This is a genomic window from Mycobacterium sp. PS03-16 (assembly GCF_004570325.1).
Lineage (GTDB): Bacteria > Actinomycetota > Actinomycetes > Mycobacteriales > Mycobacteriaceae > Mycobacterium.
The window spans coordinates 37,837-56,572 of the sequence record NZ_SPQO01000011.1; the positions used below are offsets into that span (position 1 = coordinate 37,837).

The following is an 18,736-nucleotide window of genomic DNA, read 5'->3' on the forward strand; positions in this document are numbered from 1 at the left end:
TGAGTCAGTCTAGTGGCCGGGGCGAGCGCGCCTCGTGCACTCGCTCCAACCGCCCCTCGGTGTAGGAGGCGATCTGATCGACCACCACGCGCAGCCGGGACCCGTCGTCGTCGGCGGCGACGAAGTCGGCCGCGAACTGCGGATCGAGGCTGCCCGGCGCCTGCGCCCACAGGATCAGCGCGACCTCGTGGATGCGGGTCCGCTGGTCGGCCTGGATGCCCAGGTGCCGGTGGTCGGACATGATGAACTGCAGCGCCAGCGTCTTGAGCACCGCCACCTCGGCACGCACCAGGGTCGGCACCGCGAGGTCGGTGTCGAACCGCCGCAGCGGGCCGGGCCCGGCGACCGCACGGGTCTCGGTCACCGCCGCCGAGACGAATCGCCCGACCAGCTCGCTGGTCAGCCGTTTCAGCGCGACCGACGCCGCCAGCGTGCCGTCGAACTTGCCGACCGCGGCCACCACCGGAACCTGCGAGAGCCGCTCCGCGGCGGCCAGCAGATCGTCGGGGGTCAGGGTGTCGAACGACCGGGCGCCGAGGTGGGCCAGCGACGCGGCGGCGTCCGCATCGGCCAGTACCCGCAGGTCGATGCGCCCGGAGATCACGCCGTCCTCGACGTCGTGCACCGAGTAGGCGACGTCGTCGGCCCAGTCCATCACCTGGGCCTCCAGACACGGCCGTTCGGCCGGCGCGCCCACGCGGACCCAGTCGGCCGCGGCCATGTCGTCGTCGAAGAATCCGAACTTGCGGCGCTCGCCGTACCGCGGCCACGGATACTTCGTGACCGCGTCCAGCGCCGCCCGGGTGAGGTTGAGCCCCGCGCTGCGGCCTTCGGCGTCAAGCACTTTCGGTTCGAGGCGGGTGAGGATGCGGAAGTTTTGGGCGTTGCCCTCGAAGCCGCCGAAGATCGTGGTGATCTCGTCGAGCGCGCGTTCGCCGTTGTGCCCGTACGGCGGGTGGCCGATGTCATGCGCCAGGCCAGCGAGGTCCACCAGGTCGGGATCGCAGCCCAGCCCGACCGCCATCCCGCGGCCGATCTGCGCGACCTCCAGCGAGTGCGTCAGCCGGGTGCGCGGCGTCTCCCCCTCGCGCGGCCCGACCACCTGCGTCTTGTCGGCGAGGCGGCGCAGCGCCGCGCAGTGCAGCACCCGGGCCCGGTCCCTGGCGAAGTCGGTGCGGTGTTCGCTCTGGGTGCCCGGGAGACCGGCACCCTTGGGCGGTTCGGCCACCAGGCGCTGGCGGTCGAACTCGTCGTAGATGTCGGGCTCTTGTGGGCTCACCGAGGCACAGTCTGCCAGGGCACGCCGTCGTCAACCTCGTCGCTGGGCATTGACCGCGCACTACATTGACGGACATGCGCGTTACCCGTCTTCTCGGCCTGTTCGCCGCGATCCTCGCCACCGCGGCGCTGGTGGCGCCGCCGGCGGCCGCCGAACCTCCGCTGCGCCTGCCGACCTACCTCACCGACGAGGCGAACGCGCTGAGCCCGTCGGGTCAGAGCCAGGTGCAGTCGGCAATCGACCGCCTCTACAACGAGCGCCGCGTCCGGTTGTGGGTGGTCTACGTGCGGACCTTCGACGGCCAGGACGCGACGGCGTGGGCGCAGACCACCTATGCGCGCAGCGATCTGGGCGATCAGGACGCGATCCTGGCGGTGGCGACCGTGGACCGGGCGTACGCGTTGCTGGCGGGCCCCGGCGCGCGGGGTGACGCGGACATCGACGCGGTACGCCGCAACGACGTCGAACCCCTGTTGCGCACCGGCGACTGGGCCGGCGCGGCGGTGGCCGCGGCCAACGGGCTGGCCGCCGAGAGCGGGCCGATGCACTGGGTGCCGCTGCTGGCCATCCTGGCGGTGATCGCGCTGGGCCTGGTGATGCTGGTGGTGTGGCAGCGCCGCCGCCGGCGCAAGCGCCGCGAAGCCGAGTTCGCCGCCGCCCAACGGCTCGACCCGGCGGACCCCGACGCGCTGGCCACCGTGCCGCTCGACGCGCTCGACGACCTGTCCAGGTCGATCGTCGTCGACACCGACAACGCCGTGCGCACCAGCGAGAGCGAGTTGTCGCTGGCCGTCGAGGAGTTCGGCGACCGCGACACCGCCGCCTTCAGCCGCGCGGTGGCCAACGCGAAAGCCGCGCTGGCGCAGGCGTTCAACACCCGCCACGCCCTCGACGACGCGGTGCCCGAGAGCCCGCTGCAGCGCCGCGACATGCTGACCCGGGTGATCGTTGCCGCGGCGCGGGCCGACCGGGAACTCGAGGCGCAGCGGGAGGCCTTCGCCCGGCTGCGCGACCTGGTGATCAACGCGCCCAGCCGGCTCGACACGATGACCCAGCAGATGGTCGACCTGACCGCACGGCTGGCGCCCGCCGAGCAGACCCTGGCCGGGCTGCACACCCAGTTCGCCGAAACCGCGCTGGAGTCGGTGTCCGACAACATCGACCAGGCCCGGCAGCGGCTGGAATTCGCCGACCAGAACATCACCGCGGCGCGCAATCTCGTGTCGCGGCCGGCCGATCGACAGACCGGGCTGGTCGATGCCATCCACGCCGCCGAGGCCGCCCTCACCCAGGCGCGCACACTGCTCGATGCGGTGGACAGCGCCGCCACCGACATCAACCGCGCGGTCGCCGGACTACCGGCGGCGATCGCCGACACGCAGAACGGCATCGACCAGGCCGCCGCACAGTTGGCGCAGGGCAACCTCGCAACGGCCACCGCGTTGAGCGCCGCCCGCGACGCCGCCGTACAAGCGGTGTCGCATGCGCAGACGGCGGGCAGCGCCGATCCGCTCGGTAGCTTCACCCGCCTCAACCAGGTCGACGCCGACCTGGACCGGTTGCTGGCCGAGGTCGCCGAGGAGCGCGAGACGACCGCCCGGCTCACCCGCTCCTACGATCAGGCGCTGTTCACCGCACAGTCGCGGGTGCGCGCGGTGTCGGACTACATCGACACCCGCCGCGGCATCGTCGGCCCGGAAGCGCGCACCCGGCTGGCCGAGGCGGTGCGCCAACTGCAGGCGGCGCAGGACAAGCGCGCCACCCATCTCGGCGAGGCCATCGCCCACGCCAACGGCGCCGCGATGCTGGCCGGGCAGGCGCAGTCGCTGGCCAACGCGGATGTCGCTGCGGCGCAACGCCAATTCACCGGACCCTATGGCGGGGGCGGCGGCGGCAACATGGGCGCGATGATCGGCGGCATCCTCATCGGCAACGTGCTCTCCGGCGGGATGCGCGGCGGGTTCGGAGGTGGCTTCGGCGGATTCGGCGGTGGCTTCGGCGGCGGGGGCGGCTTCGGCGGCGGCGGTGGCGGGCTGAGCGGCGGCGGCGGCCGCTTCTAGGGGAAGTCAGCAGCCCTTCAGTCGCACCGCCAGGTAGTCGCTCACCTCGGACAGCGCGACGCGGTCCTGGGTCATCGCATCGCGTTCGCGCACCGTCACCGCATGGTCTTCGAGCGAGTCGAAGTCGACGGTGATGCAGAACGGCGTGCCGATCTCGTCCTGGCGGCGGTAGCGCCGGCCGATGGCGCCCGCGTCGTCGAAGTCGACGTTCCAGTTCCTGCGCAATTCGGCGGCCAGGTCGCGGGCCTTCGGCGACAGGTCGGCGTGCCGGGACAGCGGCAACACCGCCGCCTTCACCGGGGCGAGCCTCGGGTCGAGGCGCAGCACCGTACGCTTGTCCACCCCGCCCTTGGCGTTGGGCGCCTCGTCCTCGGTGTAGGCATCGATGAGGAATGCCATCAGCGACCGGGTCAGCCCGGCTGCCGGCTCGATGACATACGGCGTGTAGCGGGTCTCGCTGGCCTGGTCGTAGAACGACAGGTCGACACCGGAGTGCTTGGCGTGCGTGGACAGGTCGAAGTCGGTGCGGTTGGCCACACCCTCGAGCTCACCCCACGGGTTGCCTTGGAAGCCGAACCTGTACTCGATGTCGACGGTGCGGTCCGAGTAGTGCGACAGCTTGTCCTTCGGGTGCTCGTAGAGCCGCAGGTTGTCCCGGTCGATGCCGAGGTCGACGTACCACTGCAGACGGGTGTCGATCCAGTACTGATGCCACTCGGGTGCGGTCGACGGCTCGACGAAGAACTCCATCTCCATCTGTTCGAACTCGCGGGTGCGGAAGATGAAGTTGCCGGGAGTGATCTCGTTGCGGAAGCTCTTGCCGATCTGGCCGATGCCGAACGGCGGCTTGCGCCGCGCCGTGGTGACCACGTTGGCGAAGTTGACGAAAATGCCCTGCGCGGTCTCGGGCCGCAGATAGTGCAGCCCCTCCTCGGTCTCGATCGGGCCGAGGTAGGTCTTGAGCATCATGTTGAAGTCGCGCGGTTCGGTCCACTGGCCTTTGGTGCCGCAATCGGGGCAGACGATCTCGTCCATCGGCACCGCATCCGGATCCTCCAGACCCTTCTTGGCGGCGTACGCCTCCTGCATGTGGTCCTGCCGGTGGCGTTTGTGGCAGTTCAGGCATTCGACCAGCGGGTCGTTGAACACCTCGACGTGGCCGGAGGCCACCCACACCTGGCGCGGCAGAATGATCGCGCTGTCGAGGCCGACCACATCGTCGCGTCCGGTGACCACCGACCGCCACCACTGCCGCTTGATGTTCTCCTTCAGCTCGACGCCGAGTGGCCCGTAGTCCCAGGCGGATTTGGTGCCGCCGTAGATCTCGCCGGACTGGAAGACCAGCCCACGGCGCTTGGCGAGGTTTGCAACGGTGTCGATGATCGAGGCCACGGTCGTCAAGCGTAGCGACCGGTCCCCGACCGCCTGGCAGTCGTCTGAGAGGCACTCCGCGGAGTACGACGAGTGTATTGACATGAGATTTTCGTCTCATTAAAGTTCTGATGTATCACCGGTCGTCCGAGGAGATGTCATGCCCCTCACCCGCGAACAGATGGACCGCATGCTCGACGAACACTTTGCGTACGAGGCGAATGACGATGTGGAGGGAGTCCTGGCGACGCTCACGCCGGACGTGCGCCACGACATCGTCGGCTACCCGCCGGGGCCGGGCCTCGGCCCGGAGGCCGCCCGGCAGTTCTACGAGGGGTTGTTCGACGACCTCGCCGACAGCAGCGTGGAGACGGTTCGGCGGCTCTATGGCGAGAACTTCATGGTCGACGAGTCCGTGTGGCGCGGGCGTGCGCCGGGCCGGCCGTTCGGCCTCGAGGGCCGCAACCGCCCGCTGCAGTTTCGCCTTCTGCACATCCTCGAGTTCGCCGACGACGGCCGGATCAGCCGGGAGAACGTGTGGCTCGACCTGGCCGCCATCCAGCAGCAGCTCACCCCGGGCGAGTGCGACGACGTGGCACTGCCGACGTGACCGACCCCGACACTCAGGGGCGCCGGAATCAGCGGACGCGCACGCGCAAGGACCTGCTCCACGCCGCTGCCCGCCTGATGAAGCAGGGGCGCAGACCATCACTCGAGGACGTCGCGGAAGAGGCCCTGGTGTCACGGGCGACCGCGTACCGGTACTTCCCGTCGGTGGACGCGCTGCTCCGGGAAGCGGCGATCGACGTGGCGATGCCCGGGCCGGAGGAGGTGCTGGCGGCCGACGACGAGGTGGACCCGGTCGCCCGGCTGCAACGGGTCGGCGACGCGATGCACAGTTTCATCCTCGCCAACGAGACGGCTGTGCGGATGATGGTGGCGTACGCGATCGAGAATCACGGTCGCCAGGACGGTGACGGCGATCCACCGCGGCGCCAGAACCGGCGACTGCCGATGATCGAGGCCGCACTCGAGCCCGCGCACCGGGAGTTCCGCCCCACCACCCTGTCGACCCTCGTGCACGCGCTCGCACTCGTCATCGGGCCCGAAGCGATGATCGTCTGCAAGGACGTGCTGCAGCTCGACGATGCCGAGACGCAGGTGATTCAGCACTTCGCCATCCGGGCGCTCGTCGAAGCCGCCCGTAAGGAGCCGTGACGACGCCGCGAAACCCTTTGACATGCGTATCGCTGCATGTATTGTTGGCGTCATAATGAAAACCGTTTCCACCATACCGTCGGATCACACGCACAGCTCCGAACCGCCGCCGGAGTTGCCGCCCCGCGCCGTCCTCGACACGGCGGGGGAACTGCTGCGCGCGCTCGCGGCGCCGGTCCGCATCGCGATCGTGCTGCAACTGCGGCACTCCGCGCGCTGCGTGCACGAGCTCGTCGACGCGCTGGGCGTACCGCAGCCGCTGGTCAGCCAGCACCTGCGCATCCTCAAGCAGGCCGGTGTGGTGGCCAGTGAACGGTCCGGCCGCGAGGTGCTCTACCGCCTCGTCGACGCCCATCTCGCCCACATCGTCACCGATGCGGTGGCCCATGCCGAGGAGGACGTCCGATGAGCCCGGCCCCGGTCCGCGCCACGCGCCAGCGCGCCGCCATCGCCGAATTGCTCAACGAACTCGACGACTTCCGCTCCGCGCAGGACCTCCACGAGGCATTGCGCCACCGCGGCGAGGGCATCGGGTTGACGACGGTCTACCGGGCGCTGCAGTCGATGGCGGAGGCCGGCCTGGTCGACACGCTGCGCACCGACACCGGCGAGTCGGTCTACCGGCGCTGCTCTGACGACCACCACCATCACCTGGTGTGCCGGCTGTGCCGCGCCACCGTCGAGATCCAGGGCGGTCAGGTCGAGCAGTGGGCCGCCGACATCGCCCGGGAACACGGCTTCTCCGACGTCAGCCACACCATCGAGATCTTCGGGGTGTGCGGCGCCTGCGCGGACGGTACGCCGTCAGACGACTAGCGCGCGGCGGATGTCGGCGCCGGCGCTGAGCACCAGCAGGATCAGCGTGCGCAGCGCCTCGTCGGACAGCCCGGCGGCCGGGAAGTTGTAGCGCAGCAGCACATCGGCGGCCTTCTTCGAGTTCCGCTTCGCGCCGGCCGCGATCTCCTTGGGCGCGCTCTTGGCGGCCAGCGAGACCGTGCCCAGCATCGTGGCGTGCGCGTGATCGGCGACCGCCGCGCGCAGCTTGGCGTCCAGCGGCAGGTCCCAGGCCAGGATCTGGGTCAGCGACACCAGTTCGAGCTCGTCGCTGATGGTCACCACCCGCAGGGAGGCGATGGTGCCGTCGTGCCGCACGGTCACCGCGCCGTCGTCCTCGCGGGTCACCGACGTGACGTCGGTGAGCACCGCGGCCAGCCGCTCCTGGAGGGTCACTCTCAAGCCCGGCCGAAGCGACGGTTGCGGCTGACGTACTCCTCGCAGGCGGCCCACAGGTCGCGGCGGTCGTAGTCCGGCCACAGCTTGTCCTGGAACACGTACTCGGCGTAGGCGGCCTGCCACAGCAGGAAGTTGCTCGCCCGCTGCTCCCCCGACGTGCGGATGAACAGGTCGACGTCCGGGATGTCGGCACGGTGCAGATGCTTGGCGAAGGCCGCCTCGCTGATGCGGTTCGGTTTGATCTTGCCGTCGACGGCCTGCTGCGCGAGTTCGCGTGCCGCCTCGACGATCTCGGTACGGCCACCGTAGTTCACGCAGTAATTGATGGTGATGACGTCGTTACCGACGGTCATCTGCTCGGCGATGTCGAACTCCTTGATGACGCTGCTCCACATCCGGGGCCGCGAACCCACCCAGCGCATCCGCACGCCCATGTCGTTGAGGTTCTCCCGGCGGCGGCGCACCACCTCGCGGTTGAAGCCCATCAGGAAGCGCACCTCTTCGGTGCTGCGCTTCCAGTTCTCCGTGGAGAAGGCGTACACGGTCAGGTGTTTGATGCCGATCTCGATGGCGCCGCAGGTGATGTCGATGAGCACGGCCTCGCCCATCTTGTGCCCCTCGGTCCGGCCCAGGCCCCGCTGCGTGGCCCACCGGCCGTTGCCGTCCATCACCACCGCGACGTGGTTGGGCACCTGCCCCGCCGGGATCTTCGGCGCCGCGGCCTTACTCGTGTGCTGCGGCGGGCGGGCGAACCGGCCGTTGGTGTTGGGTGGCAGGTCGGGGAACACCACCGGCCACGTCGACTTGTCGGGAAACTGCGGATAGTCGTCCGGGGGTGCGTCGAGCTGCGGATATTGCGCTTTCGTGCGTTCAGCTCCCCGCCGCGAGCTGGTCACCCGGTTCGTCACCACGGTGCACATCCTGCCCCAACCGCGCGATGCGGTGGTCAGCGACTGTGCGATCGATCCGGTGCACGCGCTCCACCAGCGGCAATGTCCGCAGCTGCCGTTCGAGGTGCCACTGCAGGTGTGCGGCGACCAGTCCGCTGGCCTGGCTGCGGTGCGCCGCCTGCGACGCCTCGGCGGCCGCCCAGTCACCGTCATGCAGCGCCGACATCAGGTCCAGGACCGCCTGGGGCGGCGTCGCGGAACCCGACGGCCGGCAGTGCACGCACACGCTGCCGCCGGCGGCGACGTGGAATGCCCGGTGCGGGCCAGGGGTGGCGCAGCGCGCACATTCGGTGAGCGCCGGCGCCCAGCCCGCGATTCCCATTGCGCGCAACAGATATGCGTCGAGGACCAGTTCGCGCGGGCGGGCGCCGTCGGCGACCGCCCGCAACGCGCCGACGGTCAGCCGGTGCAGTGCGGGCATCGGGGCGCGTTCCTCACCGGCGAGACGTTCGGCGGTCTCGAGCACCGCGCAGGCGCAGGTGTAACGGCCGTAGTCGCTCACGATGTCGGAGGCGAACGCGTCGATCGCCTGCACCTGGGTCACGATGTCGAGATTGCGGCCGGGATGCAGTTGCACGTCGATGTGGGCGAACGGTTCGAGGCGGGCGCCGAACTTGCTGCGGGTACGGCGCACCCCCTTGGCGACCGCGCGGACCAGCCCGTGATCGCGGGTCAGCAGGGTGACGATCCGGTCGGCCTCGCCCAGCTTGTGTTGGCGCAGCACGACGGCGCGGTCCCGGTACAGCCGCATCCGTCCAGTGTGGCATCACGGTCGGACAGACGGCGGTTGGCGGCGCCGATAGGGTTGTGACCAATGGCTGACCCGTCCGCTCCCCGCACCCGCCGCACCACCTTCCCGACCCTGACCGACCAGCTCTATCAACTGGCCAGCGGGACGGTGACGTCCGACGATCTGACGCGCCGCTCGCTGCGCGCGATCTCGGCCAGTCAGCCCACGCTCAACGCGTTTCGCGTCGTGCTCACCGAGCGGGCCCTCGCCGACGCGGCCGAGGCCGACCGCCGCCGCGCGGCCGGTGAGCAGGCCCCGCTGCTGGGCATCCCGATCGCGGTCAAGGACGACGTGGACGTCGCCGGCGTGCCGACCCGGTTCGGCACCCAGGGCACGGTGCGGCCGGCCACCGCCGACGCGGAGGTGGTGCGACGGCTGCGCGCGGCCGGCGCGGTGATCGTCGGCAAGACCAACACCTGCGAGCTCGGCCAGTGGCCGTTCACCAGCGGACCGGCGTTCGGCCACACCCGCAACCCGTGGTCGCGGGAGCACACTCCCGGCGGGTCGTCCGGCGGCAGCGCCGCCGCGGTGGCGGCCGGGTTGGTGACGGCCGCGATCGGCTCCGACGGTGCGGGCAGCGTGCGCATCCCGGCGGCGTGGACCCATCTGGTCGGCATCAAACCGCAGCGCGGACGGATCTCGACGTGGCCGCTGCCCGAGGCGTTCAACGGCATCACCGTCAACGGCGTGCTGGCGCGCACGGTCACCGACGCGGCGCTGGTGCTCGACGCCGCCTCCGGCAACGCCGACGGCGATCTGCACCGCCCGGCACCGGTGCGCATGGCGGACTACGTCGCCGCCGCACCGGGACCCCTGCGCATCGGATTGTCGACACGCTTCCCGTTCACCGGCTTCCGCGCCACCCTGCATCCCGACATCCGCACCGCGCTGCAGGCGGTGGCCGCCCGACTCGAAGACCTCGGCCACACCGTGCGGCCGGCCGACCCCGACTACACCATCGGCATGTCCTGGAACTTTCTGTCCCGCTCCACGTCCGGGCTGCTCGACTGGGGTGAGCGCTTCCGCTACGACGTCGACCTCGACAAGCGCACCAGGGCCAACATGCGGATGGGCCGCCTGCTGTCGGAGAACGTGCTGCGCAAGGCGAGGGCGCGGGAGGCCGCCGAGCAGCGGCGGCTCGGCTGGACGTTCAACCTGTGCGACGTCGTGCTCGCCCCGACCACCGCCCAGCCCGCGCCGCCGGTGCAGGAAATCGACGAACTCGGCGGGCTGGCCACCGACCGCACGATGATCAAGGCGTGCCCGGTGACCTGGCCGTGGAACCTGGTGGGCTGGCCGTCGATCAACGTGCCCGCCGGCTTCACCGCCGACGGCCTGCCGATCGGGGTGCAGCTGATGGGCCCGGCCGACAGTGAGCCGCTGCTGATCTCGCTGGCCGCCGAACTGGAGGCGGTCAGCGGGTGGGCGGCCCGCCAGCCCGAGGTGTGGTGGGAGACACCGCAGGTGCCCCCGCCGGCCACCCCGCCGGTCGAGGACCACACCGACGAGGCGGTCCAGCTGCGGGAGTCGGCCTAGAAGCCCAAGCGGCCCAGCTGCTTGGGATCGCGCTGCCAGTTCTTGGCGATCTTGACACGCAGGTCGAGGTAGACCTTCGTGCCGAGCAGCTTCTCGATCTGGGTGCGCGCGGCGGTGCCGACCTCCCGCAGCCGCGCGCCGCCCTTGCCGATCACGATGCCCTTCTGGCTCTCGCGCTCGACGAACAGGTTGGCGTGGATGTCAATCAGATCGTCGCGGCCCTCGCGCGGGCTGACCTCCTCGATGACCACGGCCAGCGAGTGCGGCAATTCGTCGCGCACACCCTCCAGCGCGGCCTCGCGGATCAGCTCGGCCATCAGTGTCTCCTCGGGCTCGTCGGTGAGCTCGCCGTCGGGGTAGAACGCCGGGCCGGGCGGCAACTGGGCGGCCAGCACGCCGGTCAGCACGTCGAGGTTGTCGGCCGCGGTCGCCGACACCGGCACGATCTCCGCATCGGGGCCGACCATTTCGCTGACCGCGATCAGCTGCGCGGCGACGCGGTCCTTGGCCACCTTGTCGATCTTGGTGACGATCGCGACCAGCGTGGTCCGCGGTGCCACGGCGCGGATCTGCTCATGGATCCACCGGTCCCCCGGGCCGATCTTCTCGTCTGCGGGGATACACAGCCCGATGACGTCGACCTCGGAGTAGGTGTCCTTGACCAGATCGTTGAGGCGTTGCCCCAGCAGCGTGCGCGGCCGGTGCAGGCCGGGGGTGTCGACCAGGATGATCTGGAAGTCCTCGCGGTGCACGATGCCGCGGATCGTGTGCCGGGTGGTCTGCGGCCGGTTCGAGGTGATCGCCACCTTGGCGCCGACCAGCGCGTTGGTCAGCGTCGACTTGCCGGTGTTCGGCCGGCCGACGAAACACACGAAGCCGGAACGGAATTCGGTCACACGACCGTCCCCGAGCGGTCGGTGACGATCACCGCGGCGTCGGCGGACAACTCCCGCACCGCGGCCACCCCGGCGTCGTCGGCGGACCCGCCGACCAGCACCGCGGCCTCGAGGCCGGCCGCGCCGCTGGACACGGCGGCGGCCACCGCCGCCTGCAGCGCGGTCAGCGACAGCGCGGACAGGCCGACGGGCGCGCCGGCATAGGTGCGGCCGTCGAGGTCGCGCACCGCGGCGCCGCTGCCGGCCTCGGCCCTGGCCATCGCACCGCGGGCCAGCGTCACCAGCTTCGCGTCCTCGGCATCGAGTTCAGTCACCGGGCTCCTCGTCGGGGTCGTCGTTCGGGTCGGGTTCGGTCGGGCTGACCAGCACGGTGCCGATGCGCACCCGGCCGCGGTGGTCGGGGCCGCCCTCGGCGCGCAGGCGCAGGCCGTCCCAGGTCACCTCCGCACCGGGCAGCGGCACCCGGCCGAGTTCGAGCGCGACCAGCCCACCCACGGTGTCGACGTCGAGGTCTTCGCCGAACTCCCGGTCGTAGAGCTCGCCGAGGTCCTCGATCGGCAGCCGCGCCGACACCCGAAACTCGCGGTTGCCGAGGTCTTCGATCGGGGCGACCTCGTCGGTGTCGTACTCGTCGGCGATCTCACCGACGATCTCCTCGAGCACGTCCTCGATGGTGACCAGCCCGGCGATCGCGCCGTACTCGTCGACCAGCAGCGCCATGTGGTAGCGGTCGCGCTGCATCTCCTTGAGCAGCCCGTCGAGCGGTTTGGAGTCGGGGACGAACACCGCGGGCCGCATCACCTGCGCGACCGTGGTGTCCCGGCCGCCGTTGACCGAGTAGTACGTCTGCTGGACAAGGTCTTTGAGATACACCACGCCGACGACGTCGTCGACGTTCTCGCCGATCACCGGGATGCGGGAGTGCCCGCTGCGCACGGCCAATGAAGTGGCCTGACCTGCTGTTTTATCGGATTCGATCCACACCATCTCGGTCCGCGGCACCATCACCTCGCGGGCGGTGGTGTCGCCGAGCTCGAACACCGACTCGATCATCCGGCGTTCGTCGGCGGCCACCACCCCGCGCTGCTGGGCCAGGTCGACGACCTCTCGCAATTCGATCTCCGAGGAGAACGGCCCGTTGCGGAAGCCGCGGCCGGGGGTCAGCGCGTTGCCGAGCAGCACCAGCAACCGGCTGATCGGCAGCAGCAGCACCGAGATGGCCTGCAGCGGCAGCGCGGTGTACAGCGCGATCGAATACGCGTGCTGCCTGCCGAGGGTGCGTGGGCCGACGCCGACGGCGACGAAGCTGGCCACGACCATGATCCCGGCCGCCGCGGCCAGGCCCCAGCTGACGCCGAGGTGCCCGTCGAGATACGCCGCCAGCAGCACGGTCGCGGTGACCTCGCAGGCGATCCGCAGCAGCACGATGAGGTTGATGAACCGCGGCCGCTCGTTCATCACCCGCGAGAGGCGCACGGCGCCCGGTCGTTCGTCGCGGACCAGCTCCTCGACCCGGGCCATGGACACGGTGCTCAGCGCGGCGTCGATCGCGGCGAACAGCCCGCCGACGGCCACCAGCACGATCGCACCGACGAGTTGGGGTAACCCGGTCACGCGTTCTCGCCGTCCCTCATTCGTCGAAGTACCGCGACTTGTCGAGCAGGCGGCGGTCCCGTTCGAGTTGGCGGTCCTGGTGGTAGGCCTCGACCTGTTCGGCCACCCAGCCCTCGAGGAGTTCGCGTTGCAGCGCGAACATCTCCTTCTCCTCGTCGGGTTCGGCGTGGTCGTAGCCGAGCAGGTGCAGCACCCCGTGCACGGTCAGCAGGGCGAGCTCGTGACCGAGCGAATGTCCGGCCGTCTCGGCCTGTTTGGCCGCGAACTCCGGGCACAGCACGATGTCGCCGAGCATGGCCGGGCCGGGCTCCGGCGCGTCGGGACGGCCGCCCGGTTCCAGCTCGTCCATCGGGAAGCTCATGACGTCGGTCGGACCGGGCAGGTCCATCCACCGCATGTGCAGGTCGGCCATCGACGACGTGTCGAGCAGCACCATCGACAGCTCCGCGGCCGGGTTGACGTCCATCTTCTCGATGACGAATTGGGCGACGCTGATCAGCTCCTCTTCGGAGACGTCGATGCCCGATTCGTTGGACACCTCGATGCTCATCGGCCCTACCGCCGCTGCGACCGGGTGCCGGCGGACCGCCGTTGCGCCCGGTTGAGCTGGGTTGGCTCGTCGTGCCTGGCGTAGGCATCGACGATCTCGGATACCAGCCGGTGGCGCACCACGTCGGCGCTGGTCAGCTCGGCGAAGTGGATGTCATCGATGCCATCGAGTATTCGCATCGCCGCTCGTAGACCCGACTCCGCGTTCCCTGGTAGATCCATCTGCGTGATGTCACCGGTGACCACGATTTTCGAGCCGAACCCAAGCCTGGTCAGGAACATCTTCATCTGCTCGGCGGTGGTGTTCTGCGCCTCGTCGAGGATGATGAAGGCATCCGAGATCGTCCTGCCCCGCATGTATGCCAGCGGCGCCACCTCGATGACGCCCGCGCTCATCAGCTTGGGGATCAGCTCGGGATCCATCATGTCGTGCAGCGCGTCGTACAGCGGCCGCAGGTACGGATCGATCTTCTCGCTCAGCGTGCCGGGCAGGAAGCCGAGGCGCTCACCGGCTTCCACCGCCGGACGGGTCAGGATGATGCGGTTGACCTGTTTGGTCTGCAGCGCGCTCACGGCCTTGGCCATCGCCAGGTAGGTCTTGCCGGTGCCGGCCGGTCCGATCCCGAACACGATGGTGTGCTCGTCGATCGCGTCGACGTAGCGCTTCTGGTTGAGCGTCTTGGGCCGGATGGTCTTGCCGCGCCGCGACAGGATGTCGAGGGTGAGCACCTCGGCGGGTGACTCGTTGCCGGTGCCGGTGAGCATCGCGACGCTGTGCCGGATGGCGTCCGGGCTCAGCGCCTGCCCACCGGAGACGATGGCGATCAGTTCGGAGACCACCCGCTCGGCCAGCGCGACGTCCGCGGGCTCACCGGTCAGGGAGAGCGCGTTGCCGCGCACGTGCAGATCGGCGGCCAGCAACTGTTCGAGGGCGCGCAGGTTCTCGTCGGCGGAGCCGAGCAGGCTCATGACGAGGTCGGGCGGAACATTGATGCTGCTGCGTACCTGGGAGTCCGCCGCGGCGGCGGCCGGTCTGGATCCGTCGGATCCGGTCGAGTCAGCGGTCGTTTCGCGGGGCGTCACGTGGGGCTTTCTGCCTGCTTCCTGGGTCGTCACCGGCGCGGTCGCCGGTGTTGTCGCTGGTCGTCAGTCTACCGCCGGGTACCACACCGCCCCAATGGTTAACCTGTCGAGCACCGATGACCGCCGCACTGCCCGCCCGCCCCGTCGCCGCGGCCGCCGCCTGGATCGCCGGCGCGGCGGCCTACCTGGTGGCCGAAGCGGTCACCGCCGCGCAGCGCCCGGCCTACAGCTACCTCGACGACTACATCAGCGACCTCGGGGTGCCGGGGCAGCCGCTGGCCGCGCTGATGAACACCGGGTTCGCCGTGCAGGGTGCCATGTTCCTGCTGGGGGCGGTGCTGGCCACCGGCGGCAGGCACCGTGCGCTGGTGGCGTGCGCGGCGCTCAATGCGCTGGGCAACGTCCTGATCGCTGCCGTGCCCGCGGGCGCGGGCCCGCTGCACGTGGTCGGCGCGCTGCTGGCGATCGCCGGCGGCAACGCGGCCGCGCTGGCGGGGGCGTCGCTGTCCGGCCGCCGAACCTACCGCCGGGCCGCGCGGGCGCTCGGCGTCACCGGGCTGGTGTGCCTCGCGGTGCTCGGCACGTACGCGTGGGTGGATGTGCAGGTGGTGCCGGCACCCGTCTGGGAGCGGGCCGCGGTGTACCCGATCCTGGCCTGGCAGGTGTGTGCGGCCGCCGTGGTCCTCGCCGACCGCCGGGTCACTGCCAGCGCGGGGTGAGCGCCCCGATCGCGCCGAGCGCGACGGCGGCCGCGGTGGAGGTGCGCAGCACGGTCGGCCCGAGACGCGCCGCGACGGCGCCCGCCGCGGTCAGCGCCTCCAGCTCGTCGTCGGCGATCCCGCCCTCGGGTCCGACGATGAGCACCACCGTTTCCGTCTGCCGCACCGCCCCGGCGTCGAGCGGCCCGGCCGCGGATTCGTGCAGGGCCAGCACCGTCGCGCCGTGCGCCACCTCGGTGCCGACCCGGCGCACGAGGTCGTCGGTGGTGTCCACCCCCTCCACCGGCGGAATGTGGGGCCGGCGAGACTGGCGGGCGGCCGAGCGTGCCACCGCGCGCCAGCGGCGCAGCCCCTTGTCGAGTTTGGGGCCGTCCCAGCGGGCGACGCACCGCGCGGCGTGCCAGGCCACCACGGCGTCGGCGCCGGCCTCGGTGGCCAGTTCGACGGCCAGCTCGGAGCGATCGGACTTCGGGATGGCCTGCACCACGGTGACGCTCGGAGTCGGTGGTGCGACGATCCTGCGGTCCAGCACCCGCGCGGCGAGCCGGCCCTTGCCGACCTCCTCGACCACGCAGTGCCCGACCGCGCCGGCGCCGTCGCTCAGGTCGAGGTGCTCGCCGGCGCGGATGCGGCGCACGGTGGCGGCGTGGTGCCCCTCGTCGCCGTCGACCACCGCCAGGCCGCCGGCCTCGGGAAGCTCATCGACGTAGAAGAGCGCCCGCAAGTCAGCGGCCGGTGAACGTCTCGCGCAGCCGGCTGAACAGGCCGCCGGAGTGCGCCGACGACGCCGCGGCCGCCGTGGACCGCACCTCGGCGACGTCGCGGGTGCGGTGCTCCTTGAGCTGGCGCAGCAGGTCGATGTCGGTGTGGTCGAGTCGCGACGGCACCACCACGTCGACGTGGGCGTGCAGGTCACCCCGCACGCCGGACCGCAGATGCGGCATGCCGTGGCCGCGCAGCGTGGTGACCGCACCGGGCTGGGTCCCGGCCGGGATCGTGATCTCGGTCGGGCCGTCCAGGATGCCCTCGACGGTGACGGTGGTGCCCAGCGCCGCGTCGACCATCGGCACCGACACCGTGCAGTGCAGGTCGTCGCCGTCGCGGACGAACACGTCGTGCGGCTTCTCGTGCACCTCGACGTAGAGGTCGCCGGCGGGTCCGCCGCCGGGGCCCACCTCGCCCTGGGCGGCCAGCCGCACCCGCATGCCGTCGCCGACGCCCGCGGGGATCTTGACGCTGATCTCGCGGCGCGCCCGCACCCGGCCGTCGCCGCCGCAGCGGTGGCACGGATCGGGGATGACCTCGCCGACGCCGCCGCACACGGGGCAGGGCCGCGACGTCATCACCTGGCCGAGCAGGGACCGCTGGACGGTCTGGATCTCGCCGCGCCCACCGCAGGTGTCGCAGGTCTCGGGCGTCGAGTCGCCGTGGGTGCCCTTGCCGTGGCACAGGTCGCACAGCACGGCGGTGTCGACGGTCACCTGCTTGGTGACGCCGGTGGCGCACTCCTCGAGGTCGAGCCGCATCCGCAGCAGCGAGTCCGACCCGGGCCGCACCCGTCCGATGGGCCCGCGCGACGCGGCGCCGCCGCCGCCACCGAAGAACGCCTCGAACACGTCGCCAAGCCCACCGAAACCGGCGCCGAATCCATTCGCCGACGCCCCCGCACTCTCCAGCGGGTCCCCGCCGAGGTCGACGATGCGGCGCTTCTCCGGATCGGAGAGCACCTCGTAGGCGGCGCTGATCTCCTGGAACCGGGCTTGGGCCTGATCGTCGGGGTTGACGTCGGGATGCAGCTCACGAGCCAGCTTGCGATAGGCGCGTTTGATCTCCTGATCGCTCGCGCCCTTGCTCACCCCGAGCAGGCCGTAATAGTCGCGTGCCACGCCTGACCTTTCCCATGCCACTGACCGCGGGCGCGGTTCAGCGGCTTCCTAGAACTTCGCCGATGTAGAGAGCAACCGCAGCGACATTAGCGATAGTTCCCGGATAGTCCATTCGTGTGGGACCCACCACACCCATGCCGCCGTAGACCTTGCCCGAACTGCCGTATGCGGTGCTCACGACCGAGGTGCCGACCATCTGTTCGGCCTCGGTCTCGTGGCCGATGCGCACGGTGACCTTGCCGGCCTCCTGCTGCGCGGCCAGCAACCGCAACACCACGACCTGTTCCTCGAGCGCCTCGAGGACCGACCGCAGCGAGCCGCCGAAGTCGGCGGTGTTGCGGGTGAGGTTCGCGGTGCCGCCCAGCAGCAGCCGCTCCTCACTGTGTTCGACGAGCGTCTCCACCAGCACGGTGGCCGAGCGGCCGACCGCGTCGGACAGCCCGCCGTGCCCGTTGAGGTGGCTGGCCAGGTCGGAGACCGCCACCGAGGCCGCGGTGAGCTGCTTACCCTCCAGCGCCTGGCCGAGCAGGTCGCGCAGCGTCGACAGTTCGTGCTCGTCGATGGGGTCGCCGAGCTCGACGATGCGCTGGTCGACGCGGCCGGTGTCGGTGATGACCACGAGCAGCAGCCGCGCCGGGGTCAGCGCCACCACCTCGAGGTGGCGGACCGTCGAGGTCGACAGCGTCGGGTACTGCACGATCGCGACCTGGCGGGTCAGCTGCGCCAGCAACCGCACCGCGCGGCGCAGCACGTCGTCGAGGTCGACGCCGGATTCGAGGAACTTCAGGATCGCGGAGCGCTCGGAGTTCGACAGCGGCTTCACGTCGTCGATGCGGTCGACGAACTCGCGATACCCCTTCTCGGTGGGCACCCGGCCGGAGCTGGTGTGCGGCTGGGTGATGTAACCCTCGGCCTCCAGGACGGCCATGTCGTTGCGCACAGTCGCGCTGGACACCCCGAGGTTGTGCCGCTCGACGAGGGTCTTGGAGCCGATGGGCTCCTTCGTGGCCACGAAGTCGGCGACGATGGCGCGCAGCACCTCGAAGCGACGGTCGTCGGCACTACCCATGTGTTCACCTACCTCTTGCACCGGGTTCACGTTGGCGGTCCGCGACCAGTTTACGGCGGTCAGCGGCGTTGTTACGCGACGGAGCGCGGGAGGGATGGCTACCCGCAACATTGGGTGGGCTAACCTTCCCTGTGACGGGGGGCTCACAGCGAGCGAAGGCGCGCCGATGATCTTCAAAGGTGTCCGCGACGGCAAACCGTATCCGGACCATGGTCTGTCCTACCGCGAGTGGTCGCGGATCCCGCCTCGCCAGATCCGGCTCGACGAGATCGTCACCACCACCACGGTCCTGGCACTCGACCGGCTGCTGTCGGAGGACTCGACGTTCTACGGCGACCTGTTCCCGCACGCGGTGCGCTGGCAGGGCGTGATCTATCTCGAGGACGGGCTGCACCGCGCGGTGCGCTCGGCGCTACGGAACCGCACGGTGCTGCACGCTCGCCTGTTCGACATGGACGTGCCCTACGCTCAACAGGTCTAGCC

At 70.6% G+C, this 18,736-nt stretch carries 21 protein-coding genes; 8 read left to right on the forward strand and 13 right to left on the reverse strand.

All coding sequences use genetic code 11. The features are described from left to right. Positions 1–4: 4 nt before the first annotated feature. A complete protein-coding gene (locus E4P42_RS11820; RefSeq protein WP_135126253.1) occupies positions 5–1,279 on the reverse strand; it encodes a deoxyguanosinetriphosphate triphosphohydrolase in 1,275 nt (424 codons plus the stop codon). Positions 1,280–1,353: 74 nt separating this feature from the next. On the opposite strand from E4P42_RS11820, the gene E4P42_RS11825 reads away from it, so the two are divergent. Continuing rightward, positions 1,354–3,339 (forward strand): TPM domain-containing protein, encoded by a 1,986-nt coding sequence (locus E4P42_RS11825; protein WP_135126254.1) that lies wholly within the window; start codon positions 1,354–1,356, stop codon positions 3,337–3,339. A 6-nt stretch (positions 3,340–3,345) separates the two neighbouring features. Here the strand turns inward: E4P42_RS11825 and E4P42_RS11830 are convergent, their stop codons facing one another. Further along, complete coding sequence (locus E4P42_RS11830) at positions 3,346–4,731, reverse strand: glycine--tRNA ligase (RefSeq protein ID WP_135126255.1); 1,386 nt, start codon at positions 4,729–4,731, stop codon at positions 3,346–3,348. 139 nt (positions 4,732–4,870) lie between these two features. On the opposite strand from E4P42_RS11830, the gene E4P42_RS11835 reads away from it, so the two are divergent. The 4 genes from E4P42_RS11835 to E4P42_RS11850 are packed head-to-tail and all read left to right on the forward strand — an operon-like array spanning position 4,871 to position 6,744. Next, the gene (locus E4P42_RS11835) at positions 4,871–5,320 is read left to right on the forward strand and encodes an ester cyclase (RefSeq protein ID WP_135126256.1); all 450 of its coding nucleotides are present in this window, start codon (positions 4,871–4,873) and stop codon (positions 5,318–5,320) included. Further along, positions 5,317–5,928 carry a TetR/AcrR family transcriptional regulator gene (locus E4P42_RS11840; protein WP_135126257.1) on the forward strand — a complete coding sequence of 204 codons (612 nt, stop codon included), beginning with the start codon at positions 5,317–5,319 and terminating at the stop codon, positions 5,926–5,928. The genes E4P42_RS11835 and E4P42_RS11840 overlap by 4 nt, the downstream gene beginning before the upstream one ends. A gap of 55 nt (positions 5,929–5,983) precedes the next feature. Then, on the forward strand, positions 5,984–6,337 hold the full coding sequence (locus E4P42_RS11845) for a helix-turn-helix transcriptional regulator (protein ID WP_135126258.1): 354 nt from the start codon (positions 5,984–5,986) through the stop codon (positions 6,335–6,337). Next, positions 6,334–6,744 (forward strand): Fur family transcriptional regulator, encoded by a 411-nt coding sequence (locus tag E4P42_RS11850; protein ID WP_135126259.1) that lies wholly within the window; start codon positions 6,334–6,336, stop codon positions 6,742–6,744. Before E4P42_RS11845 ends, E4P42_RS11850 begins: the two co-directional genes overlap by 4 nt. Here the strand turns inward: E4P42_RS11850 and E4P42_RS11855 are convergent. Genes E4P42_RS11855 through recO form a run of 3 tightly spaced genes read right to left on the reverse strand, consistent with a single transcriptional unit; the run spans position 6,733 to position 8,862 of the window. Next, positions 6,733–7,158 carry a hypothetical protein gene (locus E4P42_RS11855; RefSeq protein ID WP_135126260.1) on the reverse strand — a complete coding sequence of 142 codons (426 nt, stop codon included), beginning with the start codon at positions 7,156–7,158 and terminating at the stop codon, positions 6,733–6,735. The two genes, E4P42_RS11850 and E4P42_RS11855, sit on opposite strands and share 12 nt — an antisense overlap. A 2-nt stretch (positions 7,159–7,160) precedes the next feature. Beyond that, positions 7,161–8,057: a decaprenyl diphosphate synthase gene (locus E4P42_RS11860; RefSeq protein WP_135126261.1), complete on the reverse strand. Its 897-nt coding sequence runs from the start codon at positions 8,055–8,057 to the stop codon at positions 7,161–7,163. Beyond that, on the reverse strand, positions 8,032–8,862 hold the full coding sequence (gene recO / locus E4P42_RS11865; RefSeq protein WP_135126262.1) for a DNA repair protein RecO: 831 nt from the start codon (positions 8,860–8,862) through the stop codon (positions 8,032–8,034). The genes E4P42_RS11860 and recO overlap by 26 nt, the downstream gene beginning before the upstream one ends. 63 nt (positions 8,863–8,925) lie before the next feature. Between recO and E4P42_RS11870 the strand changes: the two genes are divergently transcribed. Beyond that, positions 8,926–10,437 carry an amidase gene (locus tag E4P42_RS11870; RefSeq protein WP_135126263.1) on the forward strand — a complete coding sequence of 504 codons (1,512 nt, stop codon included), beginning with the start codon at positions 8,926–8,928 and terminating at the stop codon, positions 10,435–10,437. Here the strand turns inward: E4P42_RS11870 and era are convergent. The 5 genes from era to E4P42_RS11895 are packed head-to-tail and all read right to left on the reverse strand — an operon-like array spanning position 10,434 to position 14,579. Continuing rightward, complete coding sequence (gene era / locus E4P42_RS11875; protein ID WP_135126264.1) at positions 10,434–11,333, reverse strand: GTPase Era; 900 nt, start codon at positions 11,331–11,333, stop codon at positions 10,434–10,436. The two genes, E4P42_RS11870 and era, sit on opposite strands and share 4 nt — an antisense overlap. Then, positions 11,330–11,593 (reverse strand): cytidine deaminase, encoded by a 264-nt coding sequence (locus tag E4P42_RS11880; RefSeq protein ID WP_371287023.1) that lies wholly within the window; start codon positions 11,591–11,593, stop codon positions 11,330–11,332. Before E4P42_RS11880 ends, era begins: the two co-directional genes overlap by 4 nt. A 46-nt stretch (positions 11,594–11,639) precedes the next feature. Next, positions 11,640–12,947, reverse strand: coding sequence for a hemolysin family protein (locus E4P42_RS11885; protein WP_135126266.1), 1,308 nt, complete (start codon positions 12,945–12,947; stop codon positions 11,640–11,642). 16 nt (positions 12,948–12,963) lie between these two features. Next, on the reverse strand, positions 12,964–13,497 hold the full coding sequence (ybeY, locus tag E4P42_RS11890; protein ID WP_135126267.1) for an rRNA maturation RNase YbeY: 534 nt from the start codon (positions 13,495–13,497) through the stop codon (positions 12,964–12,966). Positions 13,498–13,502: 5 nt separating this feature from the next. Next, a complete protein-coding gene (locus E4P42_RS11895) occupies positions 13,503–14,579 on the reverse strand; it encodes a PhoH family protein (RefSeq protein WP_371287020.1) in 1,077 nt (358 codons plus the stop codon). A gap of 116 nt (positions 14,580–14,695) precedes the next feature. Here E4P42_RS11895 and E4P42_RS11900 point away from each other — a divergent pair, with 116 nt between their 5' ends. Then, positions 14,696–15,298 carry a DUF998 domain-containing protein gene (locus tag E4P42_RS11900; RefSeq protein WP_135126268.1) on the forward strand — a complete coding sequence of 201 codons (603 nt, stop codon included), beginning with the start codon at positions 14,696–14,698 and terminating at the stop codon, positions 15,296–15,298. Here the strand turns inward: E4P42_RS11900 and E4P42_RS11905 are convergent. The 3 genes from E4P42_RS11905 to hrcA are packed head-to-tail and all read right to left on the reverse strand — an operon-like array spanning position 15,279 to position 18,253. After that, positions 15,279–16,022 carry a 16S rRNA (uracil(1498)-N(3))-methyltransferase gene (locus E4P42_RS11905; protein WP_135126269.1) on the reverse strand — a complete coding sequence of 248 codons (744 nt, stop codon included), beginning with the start codon at positions 16,020–16,022 and terminating at the stop codon, positions 15,279–15,281. The genes E4P42_RS11900 and E4P42_RS11905 overlap by 20 nt on opposite strands. 1 nt (position 16,023) lies before the next feature. Continuing rightward, positions 16,024–17,184 carry a molecular chaperone DnaJ gene (dnaJ, locus tag E4P42_RS11910; RefSeq protein ID WP_135126270.1) on the reverse strand — a complete coding sequence of 387 codons (1,161 nt, stop codon included), beginning with the start codon at positions 17,182–17,184 and terminating at the stop codon, positions 16,024–16,026. Positions 17,185–17,221: 37 nt separating this feature from the next. Beyond that, positions 17,222–18,253 carry a heat-inducible transcriptional repressor HrcA gene (hrcA, locus tag E4P42_RS11915; RefSeq protein WP_135126271.1) on the reverse strand — a complete coding sequence of 344 codons (1,032 nt, stop codon included), beginning with the start codon at positions 18,251–18,253 and terminating at the stop codon, positions 17,222–17,224. A 166-nt stretch (positions 18,254–18,419) separates the two neighbouring features. Here hrcA and E4P42_RS11920 point away from each other — a divergent pair, with 166 nt between their 5' ends. Then, on the forward strand, positions 18,420–18,734 hold the full coding sequence (locus tag E4P42_RS11920; protein WP_135126272.1) for a type II toxin-antitoxin system VapB family antitoxin: 315 nt from the start codon (positions 18,420–18,422) through the stop codon (positions 18,732–18,734). Positions 18,735–18,736: the final 2 nt, after the last annotated feature.

Excerpts from the sequence above, each read along its gene's own strand:
- E4P42_RS11825 (WP_135126254.1), top strand. The coding sequence starts at position 1,354 with ATGCGCGTTACCCGTCTTCTCGGCCTGTTCGCCGCGATCCTCGCCACC.
- E4P42_RS11835 (WP_135126256.1), top strand. The coding sequence starts at position 4,871 with ATGCCCCTCACCCGCGAACAGATGGACCGCATGCTCGACGAACACTTT.
- E4P42_RS11845 (WP_135126258.1), top strand. The coding sequence starts at position 5,984 with ATGAAAACCGTTTCCACCATACCGTCGGATCACACGCACAGCTCCGAA.
- E4P42_RS11850 (WP_135126259.1), top strand. The coding sequence starts at position 6,334 with ATGAGCCCGGCCCCGGTCCGCGCCACGCGCCAGCGCGCCGCCATCGCC.
- recO (WP_135126262.1), bottom strand. The coding sequence starts at position 8,862 with ATGCGGCTGTACCGGGACCGCGCCGTCGTGCTGCGCCAACACAAGCTG.
- E4P42_RS11870 (WP_135126263.1), top strand. The coding sequence starts at position 8,926 with ATGGCTGACCCGTCCGCTCCCCGCACCCGCCGCACCACCTTCCCGACC.
- E4P42_RS11880 (WP_371287023.1), bottom strand. The coding sequence starts at position 11,593 with ATGGCCAGGGCCGAGGCCGGCAGCGGCGCCGCGGTGCGCGACCTCGAC.
- ybeY (WP_135126267.1), bottom strand. The coding sequence starts at position 13,497 with ATGAGCATCGAGGTGTCCAACGAATCGGGCATCGACGTCTCCGAAGAG.
- E4P42_RS11900 (WP_135126268.1), top strand. The coding sequence starts at position 14,696 with ATGACCGCCGCACTGCCCGCCCGCCCCGTCGCCGCGGCCGCCGCCTGG.
- hrcA (WP_135126271.1), bottom strand. The coding sequence starts at position 18,253 with ATGGGTAGTGCCGACGACCGTCGCTTCGAGGTGCTGCGCGCCATCGTC.
- E4P42_RS11920 (WP_135126272.1), top strand. The coding sequence starts at position 18,420 with ATGATCTTCAAAGGTGTCCGCGACGGCAAACCGTATCCGGACCATGGT.